This window comes from Mesorhizobium tamadayense (genome assembly GCF_003863365.1).
GTDB classification, from domain to species: domain Bacteria; phylum Pseudomonadota; class Alphaproteobacteria; order Rhizobiales; family Rhizobiaceae; genus Mesorhizobium; species Mesorhizobium tamadayense.
The window spans coordinates 1-16,247 of sequence record NZ_RQXT01000005.1; the positions used below are offsets into that span (position 1 = coordinate 1).

The following is a 16,247-nucleotide window of genomic DNA, read 5'->3' on the forward strand; positions in this document are numbered from 1 at the left end:
GCTGCTGATGCCGTAGATCTTGCGCGGCGTGTCGACCGCCGGAATGTGGCGGCCGCCGTGATTCTCCAGCTCGAACAGGTCCGGATGCGCGCGCATGATCTCGACAGCGTCGGCGTTGCGCTTCAGCCAGATACCGGTGACGAAGATGGTCGCGGGAATCCTGTTCTCGACCAGCGCCGACAGAATGCGCGTATCGGTCTTCCCGCCACAGGCGTCCAGCGTGAGCGCTACGCGCCCGCCGCCGCCTTGCGGCTTCAGATGCAGCGTCGGCTCGACCAGCGTCGCGGCATTGCCGGCCGAGACCAGCGCGAGCGACAGCGCCAACGCGCAAAGCGATTTTCGAAGCAAATCCGTCATTCTTCCCAAGCCCGGCCTGTCGAGCCGTTCAACCGCAAGACGGCGTCAACAAGACCCGCATCTAGGCGAAATCGGGACGGTTCACATCCGAAAAGCAACCACGCGACAATTTGCTTGGACCAGTTCTGCATGTGGTTGTCGGGTGCCGTGCCTTAGACCGCCTGCCCCAGCGCCATCTCGGTCCGTCCCAGAAGCTCGCGCACCGCCTCGACCACGGGATCCACCTCCAGGCGCCAAACACAGCATGCCTTGCTCGAATCGGTCCGGCGGCACAGGTCGCCGCCGACGCAGTCGCAGGGCATGGTGGGGCGCAACGAGATGCTGGGGACGCCAACCGGTCCCCACCGGGCCGGATTGGTGCGGCCGAACAGACCGACGACCGGAATGCCGGCAGCCGCCGCCATGTGCATAGGGCCGCTCTCATTGCCGAGGAACAACCGCGCTTCCTTGAGCAGGGCCAGCAGCGTTTCAAGCGAGAGCGCGCCGACCAGATTGATCATCGGCGTCTTCGCGGTGGCGACGATCTTGGCCGTCGCCTCCTCTTCCCCGGGACCGCCGATCAGAACGACATCCAGACCGGTTTCGGCCGATATCCGGTCGATCGCGGCTGCGAAGCGCTCGGGCTGCCAGCGGCGCCCGGGGAAGCTTGCTCCGGCATGCACCGCCAGGAAGGCGTTCGGCCGCAAATGGTGTTTGCTCAGCAAAGTGAGGGCTTGTGTCGTCTCGAAAGGCAGGGGGCAGATGGCAGGCGCCCTGACGCGCAGGTCGACGCCAAGCACTTCGAGCGGCGACAAATAGCGGAAGAGATAATGTTTTTCGCCGAATCCGAACGGCTTCATCCTGACATTGGCAGGCTGGCGCTCATGCCAGCGCAGAGGCCGTTCCGTCGGATGGTGGCCGACACGGACCGGCGCGCCGAGCAACCTTGACACGAACCTTGAGGTTTTCGAGTCGGTGATGTCGACGGTCATGTCAAAGCGGTGCCGCCGTAGTGCGCGCACGACGCGTAACAGCTCGTGTCCGCGCTGGAGCGGCGTGCCGCGCATGCGGGCGCGGCTAAACGAAATGACCTCTGATGCGATGCCGTGCGCTGTGAGGAAGCCGGCGAAGCGCTCCTCGCAGAGAAAGACGATCCTGGCGCCTGGATATTCGAGCTGCAGGTTCTTCGCCAAGGCCGAGGCAAGCACGATGTCGCCGATGAACTTGGTCTGCAGGATCAGGATCGACCGGAAATTGGCGGAGGAAATCTGCTGCATCTGTTTCTCTGCACCGGGTGGGCTTGGGACCACGAGACTGGGAGGAAACGGTGTCGACATTAGGGGCTGTCACGCGCACGTTCGCGTGACATTGCTTACAAAAGCGTAAGCTCGCGGCGGCCTGTCAGGCGCCTGGCGCTCGCTTCGCGACCTGCACGGCCGCCTGCGCCGCGGCCAGCCGGGCGATCGGGACTCGGTAAGGCGAGCATGACACATAGTCGAGGCCTACCTCCTCGCAAAAACGGATCGAGGCCGGGTCGCCGCCATGCTCGCCGCAAATGCCGAGCTTGATATCCGAGCGCGTCGCCCGACCCTTCTCCGCTGCGATCCGCACCAGTTCGCCGACGCCGTCCACGTCGAGCGAAACGAACGGATCCTGCTCGATGATACCTTTCTGCCGATAGGTTTCAAGGAAGGAGGCTGCGTCATCGCGCGATATGCCGAAAGTCGTCTGCGTCAGGTCGTTGGTGCCGAACGAGAAGAATTCGGCCGCTTCGGCAATGACATGAGCGCGGATGGCCGCGCGTGGCAGCTCGATCATCGTGCCGGTGAGGTAGTCGATCTTCGTACCGGTCTCCTGCATGACGCTTTGCGCGACCGCATCGATGCGCGCCTTGACGTATTCCAGCTCCTTCGCGAGGCCCACCAGCGGCACCATGATTTCGGGCACAACCAACGCGCCGGCCTTGCGGCCGGCTTCGACCGCGGCCTCGAAGATGGCGCGCGCCTGCATTTCGGCGATCTCGGGATAGGAGACGGCGAGCCGGCAGCCGCGATGGCCGAGCATTGGGTTGAATTCATGCAGCGCCTCGGTGCGCTGCCTGAGCTTGTCGGCCGAGACGTTCATGGCCGAGGCGACCTCGGCGATCTCAGCCTCGGTCTTGGGCAGGAATTCATGCAGCGGCGGATCGAGCAGGCGGATCGTCACCGGCAGGCCGGCCATGATCTCGAACAGCTCGAGGAAATCCGAGCGCTGCATCGGCAGGAGCTTGTCGAGCGCTGAGCGCCTGTCCTTCTCGGTGTCGGCCAGGATCATCTCGCGCATGGCGACGATGCGGTCGCCGTCGAAGAACATGTGCTCGGTGCGGCAAAGGCCGATGCCTTCGGCGCCGAAGGAGCGCGCCATGCGCGCGTCGAGCGGCGTCTCGGCGTTGGTGCGCACCTTCATGCGGCGCACGGCGTCGGCCCATTCCATGATGGCGGCGAAATCGCCCGACAGTTCCGGCTGCAGCATGGCGACGGCGCCCTTCAGCACCTGGCCGTTGCCGCCGTCGATGGTGATGATGTCGCCCTTGCGGAAGGTCTGGCCCATCGAGATCAGCGTGCCGGCCTTGTAGTCGACGCGCAGCGAGCCGGCGCCCGACACGCAGGGCTTGCCCATGCCGCGCGCCACCACCGCGGCGTGGCTGGTCATGCCGCCACGCGTGGTGAGGATGCCTTCGGCGGCATGCATGCCGTGGATGTCCTCGGGACTGGTCTCGATGCGCACCAGGATCGCCTTGCGGCCTTGCGCCTTGGCGTCCTCGGCGTCGCTGGAGGAGAAGACGATCTCGCCGGTGGCGGCGCCTGGCGAGGCAGGCAGGCCCATGCCGATGACGTCCCGCTCGGCCTTCGGATCGATGGTCGGGTGCAGGAGCTGGTCGAGCGAGGCGGGGTCGATGCGGGCGACCGCCTCTTCCTTGGTGATCAGCCCGTCCTTCGCCATCTCGACGGCGATCTTCAACGCCGCCTTCGCGGTGCGCTTGCCGGAACGCGTCTGCAGCATCCACAATTTGCCGCGCTCGATGGTGAATTCGAGGTCCTGCATGTCGCGGTAGTGCTTCTCCAGCCGGTCGGAGATGTCGACGAAGGCCTGGAACGCGTCCGGCATCAGCTTCTGCAGCGACGGCTTGTCGGATCCGGCTGCGATGCGCGCCGCCTCTGTGATGTTCTGCGGCGTGCGGATGCCGGCCACCACGTCCTCGCCTTGCGCGTTGACGAGGAATTCGCCGTAAAGCTGCTTTTCGCCGGTCGAAGGGTTGCGGGTGAAGGCGACCCCGGTGGCCGAGGTGTTGCCCATGTTGCCGAATACCATGGCCTGGACGTTGACCGCCGTGCCCCAGCTTTCCGGGATGTCGTGCAGACGCCGGTAAGTGATGGCGCGATTGTTCATCCAGCTCGAAAACACCGCGCCGATCGCGCCCCAGAGCTGCTCGCGCGGGTCCTGCGGGAACGGCTTGCCGAGCTCCTCCTCGACCTTGGCCTTGTAGAGCCCAATCACGTCCTGCCATTCTCCGGCCGAAAGCTCCGTGTCGAGCTCATGTCCGAGGCTCGCCTTCTGGTCCTCGAGGATTTCCTCGAACACCTCATGGTCGAGGTCCATGACGACGTTCGAATACATGTGGATGAAGCGGCGGTAGCTGTCGTAGGCGAAGCGGGCATCGCCGGAATCGGCGGCCAGCGCCTCGACCGTCTCGTCGTTGAGGCCAAGATTGAGCACCGTGTCCATCATTCCGGGCATCGAGGCGCGGGCACCGGAACGCACGGAGACCAGCAGCAGCTTGGACGGGTCGCCGAAACGACGGCCGGTGAGCTTGCCGATATGGTCGAGCGCCGACAGCACATCCGCCTCGAGCGCCGCCGGGTAGCTGCGGCCGTTGGCGTAATAGGCGTTGCAGACTTCGGTGGTGATGGTGAAGCCCGGCGGCACCGGCAGGCCGAGGCTGCACATCTCGGCCAGGTTGGCGCCCTTGCCGCCGAGAAGGTTGCGGTCGCTGGCGCGGCCTTCCGCGGCGCCGTCGCCGAAGGTGTAAACCCACTTGGTCATGCTTACCCTCCAAGTCCCTCGGTAGACAACAACAGGGACCAAGCCTGGTTCCCCGTGTTCCGGTCCGAGCGATAGGATGCTGCAGTGCGAAAGGCAAGACGTCGGCAAAACAAGCCCGGCCACTACAATCGATTAAGCAAAAGCTGCGTCAAAAAGACTTGCCGGTATCGGCGCCGCGATATAGAACACAACAAGAACAAAGCGGAGTAGCGCGATGAAACTCAACGGAAAACTCGACTATCTGGAATTGCCGGCGACCGGCGGCAGGCTGGACAGCGTCAAGTCGTTCTACAGCGCGGTGTTTTCCTGGTCGTTCACCGATTACGGCCCAACCTATTCGGCCTTTGCCGAGGGGCTCGACGGCGGCTTCCAGGCCGATGCCGGCGAGGCGCCCGCCAAGCCGCTGCCCGTGCTCTATTCCGGAAACCTGGAGGCGACGCTTGAAGCGGTCGAGAATGCAGGCGGCGCCATCGTCAAGCCGATCTTTTCCTTCCCCGGCGGCAGGCGGTTCCATTTCACCGACCCGGCCGGCAACGAGCTGGCGGTGTGGGGGGAGTAAGGGAATAGGGCAAGTAAGGCAGTAAGTAGGGAAGCCGCCTCCCCTATTCCCCTATTCCCCTATTCCCCTATTCCCCTATTCCCCTATTCCCCTATTCCCCTATTCCCCTATTCCCCTATTCCCGCCATTGAGCTTTCTCCCGCCTCGTCCTATAAGGCCGCGCGCAGCGGGGCACACCTCCGCCTGCTGGGGCGTCGCCAAGTGGTAAGGCATCGGTTTTTGGTACCGACATTCCCAGGTTCGAATCCTGGCGCCCCAGCCAAACCTGTGGATAACTTAGCTCCGGGAGCCTCTCCCGATGCCACGGCCGCCGCTGTTTCTGCAAGCAAATCAAAAGGTTGCCTGAAGGCCGCGCGAACTTCGCCTTGGCGTTGGGAGCCTGTCGGGCGAACAGCTGGCCGGCATTGCTGGCCAGTTCCAGAATCCGCACGCCGTCCTCCATGTATGATTCCTGCGCCTCGTCGGCGCCTCTTCAGTGACGAGCAAAGGCGCGCCATCGCCTAGAGAGAGACCAGCCCGGTGTCAGCGTCTCGCAGCGCTCGCAAGCACGGGATCGTCACGGGATGGTGGTCCGCTGGCGCGTGTAGTTCAGCCTGGCGCAGAACAAACGCGCGATGCTTGCGCCTGTCACGCTCGCGGACGGCGCCTCGGCGACACTTCTGCTGCGTGGCGTTGAGAAATTGATAGGTGTGTGAACAGGCGCCACAGCGGGATCCCACCCGCCACTGAGATTGCAATGGCCTATCTTGCCGATCGGCGCAGGGATCCCAGCCGATTGACATTGGGGGCGGCATGCCTGGTTCCCGCTAGGCGCATGCCGCCCCTGTCTATTGGCGCAAGCGTCCCTGAAAACCTCAGGCGGCCTGCAGGTGCCGTTCAGCGTCGCGTGCGGCGATTTTGGCAAGCGGTGCCAAGATTGAACTTTCGGCTTTCAGGGCGATATCACCCAACGAGATGAGGCCGGTCATCCGCTTCTGCGGACTAAGCACCGGAAGGTGATGCACCTGGCGCTCCTGCATTTGCCCAAGCGCCTGCTCCAGGGTCTGGTCCTCGAAACAGAAGAATATGCCGGGCGACATCACCGCGCGGCATGTCAACGCATCGAGGCGTTCGCCCGCGGCCACGCCGCGGCAGGTGATGTCGCGGTCCGTGATCATGCCAACCAGCCGATCGTTCTCGCCGATGGGCACGCAACCGATACCTTCATCACGCATGACGCGCGCGACTTCCTGGATCGGCGTATCGGGGGAGTACCAGCGTACTTCGCCCGTCATCGCTTCTCTTACCAGCATGGTAGCCTCCATGTGGCCTGGTCCCATCGGGATCGCGGACGGATGCAGCACAAAGACGGGACCGGGCAATGGCATTGCTGCGGACAGTACCGCCCGCGAAGTCCCGGACATAACTATGCACCCGGACGATGCGGTATGACCAGCCCATTCAGGCGCCTGGATCCGAAAAAACGAGCTGGCCGCAGCACGGCTGAGATCGGTGGCGAGACAAGCACCGCCGCACGGACAGGAGTATCAAAAGTTTCCCCGGCCCGTCACCTGGCGGGCGGCGAGTTCGGCAACGAGATCGAGCGCGGCGCGCTGGCCTGACCTTGAGCTAGACCGCAAATCAGTCCTGCCGACACCGCCGGCCGCGCCAGCACCAGTTCGATCCGTGCCGGCAGGCTCAAGTCTTTCCATCCGTGCAACATGACTGCAACACGGATTAGCCAATTTGTTCCCCGCATGTTCATATAGAAAGCCCGCCACCGTGAGGCAGCGGGCCAACGTCGCGGACAAGTTGCCACTTCTTGCGATTGAGGTCGTCAGGCCACATGACAGTTTCGTCGTCGCCGTCAGGCTCGGCGTCGTGGCTGTCCTCGTCGTCGCAGTTGCCCAACTCCAGATCGAGGGTGTCGCCCGGCTGCCCGCGATCGATCCAGCCCAGCGACGGCTCATCGTCGGCGGTGTGCTAGCGATCAAGGCTCGCCCAAGAAAAAGCTAGGCGACTTTGAGTTCCTTGATCGCCTTCTCGAAGGCGGACTTGATCGGCTTGGATACGTCCTCGACGGCTTTGGTCGTGACGGCCTGGAGCTCCTTGGCCTGCTCGACGGCCGTTTCAACCTGCTTGCGGACGAAGGCGGTCTGCAGTTCAACGAATTCGGAAGGCGACTTAACGGCAACTAGGGCTTCAAAGTGCGAGAAGGTGGCTTCAGTATTGGCGCGCAGAACCGCAATGGTCTTCAGCGACAGATCGCTGCCAACGGCTTTGGCGGTTTGGAAGCTCTTCTCGAGAGCCTTCTGGGCGTCTTCAGAGCCCGCCTTGAATTTGGTAAGAACTTCTTTTGACTGCTCGACGCCCTTTTCAGCGGCAGCGCGGAACTCGGCCGTAGCCTTGGACGGATCGAAGGTCGGTAAGGCGGTGCCTTCAATGGTATCAGGGGTTTTTTCAGCGGTGGACATAGTTTCCATCCTTCAGTGAACACCCCCAAAAACGCCTCGTTCATTTATGAAACCGTCGCAACCCAATGGCAATATTTTTGTGCGTTGCACCATGAAATTCTTCCCCTGCGGTAACCAAGCGCTGAAGGCGGGGCGGCGCCTACGGTCGCTGGCGGAAACGGAACCTGGCGCACCCGCATGCCTCTCATTAAGATTTGGCCCAACCGGGGCGCATTCGTCACACCGTGAAGCCCCATCCCCTTCAATTGAAGCAGCCAACCAGTTAAAATGGCCATAGCGCACCTCGGTGCACCAGCGGGAGATGTGGGTTGTGACGATCCACCGGTTGTCCTGCTGTATTGATGCTTTGGCGGTCCAAGTGGCCCCCTGCGCTGTTCGCACACTCCCTGCAAACGTTGCCGACTGCGACGAAGCGCTCGCGCGATTCGTAAGCGGTCAAACGCGTGCGAGCGGTTCTGGCACTGGCCGTCCGACAGGCCGGAGCGGAAAAGGGAGGAATACGATGGTCAGAAGATTTCTTTTCTCCGTGGTCTTCGCGCTGTCGTCGCTGATGGCGACGCACGCTTGGGCTGACATAACCATGCTCGTTCCCTCGGGAAGCGAGGGCGACGGCCTGAGAGCCGCTGCCGCCGACTATGCAAAGCTGAAGGGCACCAAAGTCGAGATCGTCCAGGCCCCCTACAGCAACGTCTTCGAACAGGCGGCCAACGCCGGCCAGACAAAATCGGGCGCCTTCGACATCGTTCTGATGGATGATCCGTGGATTCCGTTCTTCGCGGAAAACGCGCATCTTGAGGACCTGACGCCCTATTTCAAGAAGGCCGGGCTCGAAGGACCGGACAGCGACTTCCTGTCGAAATCCCTTGCAATCTGCCGCAATCCCTACAACACGGGGCCTTACGTGTGCCTGCCCTATGTGGGAAACGCGCAGATGTTCTTCTATGACGCTGCCAAGTTCAAGGAAGCTGGCATTGAGGCACCGAAGACCTGGGACGACGTGCTGAAGGCAGCCAAGGCACTCTCCGAAAAAGGCGGCGGACGCTATTTCGGCTACGTCTTCCGGGGCGGCCAGGGCAACCCTGTCGTCGCCGACTTCATGCCGATCTTCTGGTCCTATGGCGCCGACATGTTCAACGGTGACCGGACAAAAGTGACGATCGACACGCCCGAAGGTGCTGCCGCGATGAAGACCTTCATGGCGCTGCGCGACGTCTCGCCGAAGGGTGTCGAGAGCTACAACGCCAACGAAGTCGGCCAGGCCCTGGCGGCGGGCACCGCAGCCTCGTCGATCAACTGGCCGAACTGGGTCGCGACTTTCGAAGACCCCAGCCAGTCGAAAATGGTCGGCAAGATCTCCTACTCGCCTATCCCGGCGGGCACCAAACCGGGCAGCTCGGAAATCGGCCACTGGACGATGGGCATCATGGCCGCGGCGAAGAACAAGCAGGAGGCCTTCGACTTCATGCTGTGGGCGACCTCACCGGAGCAGATGAAAATCTCGGCCGAGCGCGGCAACCCGCCGGTGCGGAAGTCGATCTTCACCGATGCCAGCCTGACCAGCCAGGAAAAATTCCGGCATTATCCAGTGCTCATGCAAGCGATCGAAGCCTCGACGCCGCGTCCGCGTCATCCGAAGTGGCCTGAGATCGAGAACGCGTTCGGGATCGAGCTTTCCAAAGCCGTAGCTGGCACGGAAACGCCGCAGGAGGCGCTGAAGAGATCCCAGGCTGCGGTCGAAGAGATAACCGGCATAAAGTAGCTGGCCGCATGGTGATTGAAGTGGAGCGATATCCGGAGATACCGCTCCATTTTACCGGATCAGCTCTCGGGCAAGCACAAGCGTACGCGCCGGCTTTGGCTCTCCGGGTCGCCATGGTATGATTGACCGAAATGACGGATAGAACTTCCGATGACCGTCTCTATCGGTGCGAAGTTCGGAAATTCGTTCGAGCGGTGGTTTGAGCGCCACCTCCGGGTATTGATGCTTGCGCCAGCCATGCTGGTGCTCCTGACGCTCACAATATTCCCGTCGATCTACATGATCATTGCAGCGGCAACACGGATCAGCCCGAATCCCGACCTGCCCTGGCAATTTGCCGGCGCTGACAATTTTCTGCGGCTTCTCACCGACGAGCAGTTTCACGTCGGCTTGTGGAACACGATGGTGTTCACCGTCTTCGCCGTTGGCACCGAGTTCCTTCTCGGCCTCGGCCTAGCCTTGCTGCTCGACCGATACATCCGGCGCCTGAATTTCCTGAAAACGATCCTGATGCTGCCGATGATGCTGCCGCCGGTTGCGGTCGCGATTACCTGGAAGCTCATCTACGAGCCACAATTCGGCGTGCTCAACGAGATCATGTTCCGGCTCGGCCTGCCCCTCCAGGCTTGGGCCGGCGACGTCCGGCTGGCTATGTTCTCCGTGATCGTCGCCGACGTCTGGCAATGGACGCCGTTCATGTTCCTGCTGATGCTTGCCGGGCTCGCCAGCCTGCCGGACGAGCCCTACGAGGCAGCGGCGATTGACGGCGCCTCCGCCTGGCGGCAGTTCTGGGATCTGACGCTGCCGTTCTTGAAGCCGGTCATCGCCATCGCGCTGCTGTTGCGCATAATGGACGCGCTGCGGCTCTTCGACCTCGTCTTCATCTTGACCGGCGGCGGACCCGCCGACCGGACCAAGACGCTCAGTCTCTACATTTACCAAGTGGCATACCGCTTCGCCGACCCCAGCTATGCGGCCGCCATCTCGCTTTTCGTGCTGTTCACGACCGTCGCGTTCAGCACCTGGTTCATCAAGCGCATGCGGCTTGCCGACTAGAGGACCTATGGCGCACCGCCGAAAGAGCATCGGAATCCAGCGCATCGCCGCCTATGCGACGATCGCCGTAGCGCTCGTAGTCACCCTCTTCCCGGTCTACTGGATCGCAGCCAACTCGTTCAAATACGACATCGACATCTTCTCGATACCGCCGCAATGGATCCCCGCCAATCCGACATCGAAGCATTACCACGCCGCTTTCGTCGAGCGGCCTTTCCTAATCTATGCATTGAACAGCCTGATCATCGCGGTCTCGACGACGCTTGTTTCGGTCGTCTTCGGCTCCCTGGCCGGCTATGCGCTCGCCCGTTTCCAGTATCCGGGCAGATGGCGCTACCAGATCTCGTTCTGGATCCTGTCGACGCGCATGATGCCACCCATCGTGACGATCATCCCGCTCTACATCGCCTTCAACCATCTCGGCATGCTGAACACGAAGCCTGCGGTGATCATCGCCTATACGGCGTTCAACCTGCCTTTCGCTACCTGGATGATGAAGAGCTACTTCCAGGACCTGCCGGTCGAGCTCGAAGAGGCGGCGATGGTCGACGGCGACACGCGATGGGGCGCGTTCCTGCATGTCGCTTTGCCGCTCGCCCGTCCCGGGCTGGCGGCCACGGCCATCTTTTGCCTGATCATTTCGTGGAACGAGTTCCTGCTCGCGCTCATCCTGACCCTAACCGAACGGTCGCAGACACTGCCGATCGGCATTGCCGGGCGCGTCACCCAGTACAACACCTATTGGGGCGAAATCAGCGCCGCCGGCTTCACTGCCTGCATCCCGATCATGATCTTCGCCTTCGTCGTCCAGAAACACCTGGTTCGCGGCATCTCGTTCGGCGCGGTCAAGGGGTGAGCCATGGCCTCGGTCGTCTTCCAGGACGTGGTCAAGAAGTTCGGCACCTTCACCGCGGTCAGCGATCTCAATCTTGAGGTGCGCGACAAGGAGTTTCTCGTCCTGCTCGGACCTTCGGGCTGCGGCAAGACCACGACCATGCGCATGGTAGCCGGCCTCGAGGAGGTTACGGCCGGAGAGATCTTCATCGGCGGCGACCGGGTCAACGACGTGCTGCCGAAATATCGCGACGTCGCGATGGTCTTCCAGTCCTACGCGCTCTACCCTCACCTCAGCGTCGCCGATAATATCGGCTACCCCTTGAAGATCCGCAAGGTGCCGCAGGACAAGCAGCGCCAGATGGTCATGGAAGTGGCGCGCCGCGTCGAGCTCGACGGCCTGCTCGACCGGCTGCCGAAGCAACTCTCCGGCGGGCAGCGCCAGCGCGTCGCGCTGGCCCGCGCCATCATCCGCACACCAAAGGTGTTCTTGATGGACGAACCGCTGTCCAATCTCGATGCCAAGCTGCGGGTCCAGATGCGGGCCGAACTCAAGCACCTCCAGCACGAGCTGCAGGTGACGACGATCTACGTCACCCACGACCAGATCGAGGCGATGACGCTCGCTCACCGGGTGGCGGTGATGAACAAGGGGGTGATCGAGCAGCTCGGCACGCCGAGGCAGATCTACAACGACCCGCGCACCCTTTTCGTCGCGGGCTTCATCGGTTCGCCGCCGATGAACCTGATCGACGGTGAGGTCAAGGACGGGGTCTTCACGAGCCTCGGCGGCGTCAGGGTCGACGGCCTCGGGAGCGCGAACGCTGCGAGCGCCGTATTGGGCGTCCGCCCGGAGGACATCCACGTCCTGCCTGCCGGAAGCGAAAAGACCAATGTCATGGCCCCGATCTATTCGGTCGAACTGACCGGCGAAAGCACCCTGGTCACCCTGCGCGCCGGAGCGGCCTTGCTCACTGTTCGCGCCGACAAGAACTTTGTGGGCGACTTCGATCAGATGGTAGAGATCGGCTTTGCGCCCGGACGGGTGTTCCTGTTTGATCGCCAGAGCCAGGACCGTGTTGACTTCTAGAATGCTCCTCGCCGTCGCGGCATTCCTGTGGACCGGAGGTGCCGTGGCCGGCGAGGAAGTTATTGCGGACAACCCGCTTGTCGAAATACCGGGAGGCCCGTTCGCCTTCGGCAACGACACCGGCGATGAAAACGAGCGGCCGCGACACCTCGTCAAAGGCCAGGCCTTTGCCATGAACCAGACCGAAATCACCAACGCGCAATATCGCCGCTTCGTCGCGGCGACGGGACATCGCGCTGCTTTCTACGACAGGCATCCCTCTCTCGGCCTGCCCGACCACCCGGTCGTCGGCGTCAGCTTTGCTGATGCTGAGGCGTTCTGCGCCCATTACGGCCTGAAGCTGCCGTCCGAGCAAGAATACGAACGTGCGGCGCGCGGGCCACAAGGAGCGCGCTTTCCCTGGGGCGATGCGCCGGTCGACCCGACACGCGCCAACTATGGACGCGACGCCTGCTGCGACGAGGAGGCCAGCGACGGCCATGACATGACGGCACCCGCCCGGTCGTTTCCGCTGGGCGCGAGCAGGGAGGGCCTGCTCAACCTCGTCGGCAACGTGTGGGAATGGACCCGCGACTTCTATGCGCCTTACGGCGGCGAAGCACCGCCCGAACTCGCCGGAAAGTATCGAGTGCTTCGCGGTGGCGCGTGGAACAGCGACCCCACCCGCCTGAGCACGACCCACCGGCTTGCCTACGACCCTGATTTTCGCTTCGCCGCCAACGGAGGCTTTCGATGCGTGCGCACACCGGATTGATTGCCCTTTCGCTGATGGCGATCGCAACGCGAGGGTTGGCGGAGCCGAAGGCCGCGCCGGGATACGAAGTCGAAATCGCGCGAAAGCCGGGGGCGATCTTCGCTGGCCTTGCACGCGACGGGGATGCGCTTCTGGTCACGGACATAGCCGACGGCCGCCTCTACAGGCGCACCCCGAACGGCCGTTTCACCGCTTTCGGGCCGGTCCTGCCGCATGGCACCGACGTCATGGGCGATCCGACCGGCCCCTATCGGGTCGAGCGCCATGGAAGCGGCTATCTCGTCGCCCAGGGCTGGACGCCGGCGGGCCATGACGAGGACCCCAACGACCACGCGATGCTCGAAGTCGACGAGGGCGCCGTCACGAGGGTCGTCAGCAACGACTTCTGGAACCCGTACGACTTCGCCTTGTCGGGCGACACACTCTATGTCGTCGACGCCGCGCGGAACTCCGTCGAACGCCTTCTGGCCGACGGAAGCGGCCGGAAGCAGCTCTTCGCCTTTGCCCGGCTGAGCACCAGCGGCCAGGCCCTCACCGCCCTGTCGCCTACCGAGTTCGGCGATAGGCAGAAATACGAGTTCGACGCGGTGCCGACCGGTGTCGCCGCGCACGGCGGCCGGCTTTACGTTTCCCTGTTCGGTGGATTTCCCTTCGTTGCCGGCAGCGGCCGTATCGTCTCGCTGCCGCAGGCCGGCCAAGCAGCCAGCGCCCGCATCGAGGCCGCCGGCCTAAATGCTCCGGTCGATGTCGTCTTCGATGCGAAGGGCGAGATGCTGGTCCTCGAGCACGGCACCTTCGATCAATCCGGTGGCTGGGCTTCCGACAGCGGCAGGCTTCTCGGCTTGAACCTCGTCTCGGGAAAGAGGCAGGTGCTTCTCGATGGGCTGACCCGACCGGTCGACGTGCTCCCCCTCGACAATGGCGCTATCGTCGTCTCACAGCTGGACGGGAAGCTCGTCTTTCTCGAACAGGCCGGGACTACCCAGCCGCACCCCTGAATATCTGTAATCGATGGCGTCGCCGGCGCTATAGGAATGCGCTGCGAAACACCATCCGCAGCCATATCCCATTGACGGTACCGTGATTTTGGCGGCGCGATAAGAAAATCAAAGCGTCAGAAAGACCGTCAAGCGTTTTCCAAAAATGGCAGGCGATATGTGACGACTATTTTGCCTTCGAAAGAAGTGACTTATCTATTGCGATAGGGATTGGATAGCTGACGCGACGGGTGAGGCGCTTTCGGCTAGTCGCGGCCAGTCTTCTTGCAATGGAGCTTCTTCACGCCGTGAAGCCGACCAAAGTCAACGACTATGCGAAAGGCTCTCAACAAAATCGTCAAACCACCCTACGGCCCACCTAGCGATTTACGCACCCTGAAAGAGGATATTGCGGCGCGACGTGTGGTTCTGCCCGGACGGTTCGAACAAATCGGCCGATATGCCTTGGAGAACCCCGAGGACATAGCTTTCGGGACTTGTCGACAAATCGCAGCTTCGGTTGGCGCGAGCGAGTCGTCGGTATCGCGCTTTGTAGACGCCTTAGGGTTCAATAGTTTCGCTGAATTTAGAGCTATCTTTCAAGCCTACATCCGCGACCGAAACTGAAAAAGGGAGCGGCAAAAACTGGGTTCGCCGGCCGACCAGCCCCGACGGCTGCTTTGATCGCCATCGCTTCTTAGATGGATCCGCCCTTAGAGCAATTCCAGGAAAAGTGTGACACGGTTTTCCGTCAGGAATTGCGTCAAAACAAAGAGATAGAGCGGTTCGCCGCTTCTATGAAACGGTGAAACGCTCTAGAGCTACAGCGATACATGCCGAGATTCTACACTCGAACTCGAGTTGGGAACGTGGTGTAAACGGCTGGTCCGCCGATTCCGCGAGATTGCGCGGCATTCCTCCGCGTCGCAGGCGAATTGCCGCGAGATATCGATGGCAGGGAAGCGGCTCACCCGTCGCCGCGGCGACCAATATGCCAATTCGCCCGGCTGCCGCAGTCCACGCCGAATTCGGCGAGCCCAGAGTAGTGCAAGGCCGACGCCGAAGACCAAATGCAAGATCTCGCTGAACCATGTTATAATGCGTGCGCATCATAGCATGCGTTACAGGTTAATTGGCCTGAGCGGCGACGACGGAACGTTGCGGCGCTATCATTGAAGAGACTTATCGAGTGGACACAATCAAACGCTCGGCTTCCTGCAATCAGCGATAAGCGCTTGAAACGATTCAGCATTGCAACGGATTCCTCCGCCTGATTTTCGCCGCTAGAAGCAGTTGAGGAGGAGAGAAAAATGCTGCGGAAACACGCGCTGTTTGCAGTCGCGGGCGCAATGGCTCTGGCCATAGCGTCACACGGCGCCCACGCTGCCGCGAAGATCAAGATCGGCTTCCTGCCGGGTGTCGTCGATCCATTCTATCAGGTCATGCAGATCGGGGTTGAGGCTGCCGCGAAGGACCTCGGGGTTGACGTCGTCACGCAGGTGCCGCCGACTTGGGGCGTCGATATTCAGACGCCGATCCTCGATTCGATGGTTGCCCGCGGCGACCTGGACTACATCGTTACCGCGCCGACCGACAAGGATCAGATGGTCGGCCCGTTGAAGGCAGCTGTCGACGCCGGCATCAAAGTCATCACCGTTGACACCTTTCTCGGTGATGGAGACTACGTCAACGGCCCGGTGAAGTTCCCGATCAGTTACATTGGTTCGGACAATATCGAAGGCGGCCGTATCTCGGCGCGCGGGCTCGCGAAGGCGATCGGCGGAAAAGGCACTGTTTATATCAATTCGACGAACCCCAACGTCAGCTCCGTTGAAGGCCGTGAAAAGGGCTTCAAGGAGGTGATGGAGAAGGAGTTCCCGAATATCAAGGTGCTCGGGCCAGACTACAATCTCGACGACCCCAACAAGGCCACGCAGCAGACCGCCGCGGTGCTCGAACGCGACCCCGGACTCGGCGGCGTGTTCGGAACCAACGTCTTCAGCGCGCAGGGGGCGGGCGCGGCGGTCGTAAATGCGGGCCTCGGCGGCCATGTCCAGGTCGTCGCTTATGACGCAACAAAGCTGGCCATCGAGTTGCTGAACAAGGGCGTAGTTACGCTGGTGCTGGCGCAGAAGCCCTACGATATGGGCTACATGGCGGTGCAATTTGCGGTGGCCGACGCGGCCGGGGTGACCAGCCTGCCGCGCCGCGTCGAGACAGGTTTTGCCATCATTGACAAGGAGAACGTAAAGGACCCGACGATCGCTCGCTTCATCTACCAAGTTCCGGGGAAATAAACTGGCCCGGCTGGAATAAAGTCGGGGTGCTCTTGCACGGCGCCCTCGA

At 62.2% G+C, this 16,247-nt stretch carries 15 protein-coding genes and 1 tRNA gene; 11 read left to right on the forward strand and 5 right to left on the reverse strand.

Annotated elements, in window-relative coordinates; translation table 11 throughout:
- From EH240_RS05690 to ppdK, 3 genes are all read right to left on the reverse strand, one after another.
- Positions 1-357: polysaccharide deacetylase family protein (locus EH240_RS05690; RefSeq protein ID WP_148101144.1), on the reverse strand; the 357-nt coding region annotated here is incomplete at its 3' end.
- A 152-nt stretch (positions 358-509) separates the two neighbouring features.
- Positions 510-1,613 (reverse strand): glycosyltransferase family 9 protein, encoded by a 1,104-nt coding sequence (locus EH240_RS05695; protein ID WP_124996444.1) that lies wholly within the window; start codon positions 1,611-1,613, stop codon positions 510-512.
- 124 nt (positions 1,614-1,737) lie between these two features.
- Positions 1,738-4,419: a pyruvate, phosphate dikinase gene (gene ppdK, locus EH240_RS05700; RefSeq protein ID WP_124996445.1), complete on the reverse strand. Its 2,682-nt coding sequence runs from the start codon at positions 4,417-4,419 to the stop codon at positions 1,738-1,740.
- A 214-nt stretch (positions 4,420-4,633) separates the two neighbouring features.
- Here ppdK and EH240_RS05705 point away from each other — a divergent pair, with 214 nt between their 5' ends.
- Positions 4,634-4,978 carry a VOC family protein gene (locus EH240_RS05705; protein WP_124996446.1) on the forward strand — a complete coding sequence of 115 codons (345 nt, stop codon included), beginning with the start codon at positions 4,634-4,636 and terminating at the stop codon, positions 4,976-4,978.
- Between the two features lie 187 nt (positions 4,979-5,165).
- A tRNA-Gln gene (locus EH240_RS05710) sits at positions 5,166-5,240 on the forward strand.
- A gap of 592 nt (positions 5,241-5,832) precedes the next feature.
- On the opposite strand, the gene EH240_RS05715 is transcribed toward EH240_RS05710, so the two are convergent.
- Positions 5,833-6,270 (reverse strand): CBS domain-containing protein, encoded by a 438-nt coding sequence (locus tag EH240_RS05715; protein ID WP_124996447.1) that lies wholly within the window; start codon positions 6,268-6,270, stop codon positions 5,833-5,835.
- Between the two features lie 499 nt (positions 6,271-6,769).
- Between EH240_RS05715 and EH240_RS05720 the strand changes: the two genes are divergently transcribed.
- Positions 6,770-6,973, forward strand: a complete 204-nt coding sequence (locus tag EH240_RS05720) for a hypothetical protein (protein ID WP_124996448.1) — start codon at positions 6,770-6,772, stop codon at positions 6,971-6,973.
- On the opposite strand, the gene EH240_RS05725 is transcribed toward EH240_RS05720, so the two are convergent.
- Positions 6,970-7,440 (reverse strand): phasin, encoded by a 471-nt coding sequence (locus tag EH240_RS05725; protein ID WP_124996449.1) that lies wholly within the window; start codon positions 7,438-7,440, stop codon positions 6,970-6,972. The genes EH240_RS05720 and EH240_RS05725 overlap by 4 nt on opposite strands.
- A gap of 493 nt (positions 7,441-7,933) precedes the next feature.
- On the opposite strand from EH240_RS05725, the gene EH240_RS05730 reads away from it, so the two are divergent.
- The 8 genes from EH240_RS05730 (at position 7,934) to EH240_RS05765 (ending at position 16,198) form a co-directional block, all read left to right on the forward strand.
- Positions 7,934-9,190: an ABC transporter substrate-binding protein gene (locus tag EH240_RS05730; protein WP_124996450.1), complete on the forward strand. Its 1,257-nt coding sequence runs from the start codon at positions 7,934-7,936 to the stop codon at positions 9,188-9,190.
- A 150-nt stretch (positions 9,191-9,340) separates the two neighbouring features.
- Complete coding sequence (locus EH240_RS05735; RefSeq protein WP_124996451.1) at positions 9,341-10,246, forward strand: carbohydrate ABC transporter permease; 906 nt, start codon at positions 9,341-9,343, stop codon at positions 10,244-10,246.
- 7 nt (positions 10,247-10,253) lie between these two features.
- Positions 10,254-11,102 carry a carbohydrate ABC transporter permease gene (locus tag EH240_RS05740; protein WP_124996452.1) on the forward strand — a complete coding sequence of 283 codons (849 nt, stop codon included), beginning with the start codon at positions 10,254-10,256 and terminating at the stop codon, positions 11,100-11,102.
- A gap of 3 nt (positions 11,103-11,105) precedes the next feature.
- The gene (locus EH240_RS05745) at positions 11,106-12,170 is read left to right on the forward strand and encodes an ABC transporter ATP-binding protein (RefSeq protein WP_124996453.1); all 1,065 of its coding nucleotides are present in this window, start codon (positions 11,106-11,108) and stop codon (positions 12,168-12,170) included.
- Between the two features lies 1 nt (position 12,171).
- Positions 12,172-12,924, forward strand: a complete 753-nt coding sequence (locus EH240_RS05750) for a formylglycine-generating enzyme family protein (RefSeq protein WP_124996454.1) — start codon at positions 12,172-12,174, stop codon at positions 12,922-12,924.
- Positions 12,903-13,922, forward strand: coding sequence for a ScyD/ScyE family protein (locus EH240_RS05755; protein ID WP_124996455.1), 1,020 nt, complete (start codon positions 12,903-12,905; stop codon positions 13,920-13,922). The genes EH240_RS05750 and EH240_RS05755 overlap by 22 nt, the downstream gene beginning before the upstream one ends.
- Positions 13,923-14,234: 312 nt before the next feature.
- Positions 14,235-14,528 (forward strand): MurR/RpiR family transcriptional regulator, encoded by a 294-nt coding sequence (locus tag EH240_RS40005; RefSeq protein WP_124996456.1) that lies wholly within the window; start codon positions 14,235-14,237, stop codon positions 14,526-14,528.
- A gap of 683 nt (positions 14,529-15,211) precedes the next feature.
- Positions 15,212-16,198: an ABC transporter substrate-binding protein gene (locus EH240_RS05765; RefSeq protein WP_124996457.1), complete on the forward strand. Its 987-nt coding sequence runs from the start codon at positions 15,212-15,214 to the stop codon at positions 16,196-16,198.
- Positions 16,199-16,247 lie beyond the last annotated feature (49 nt).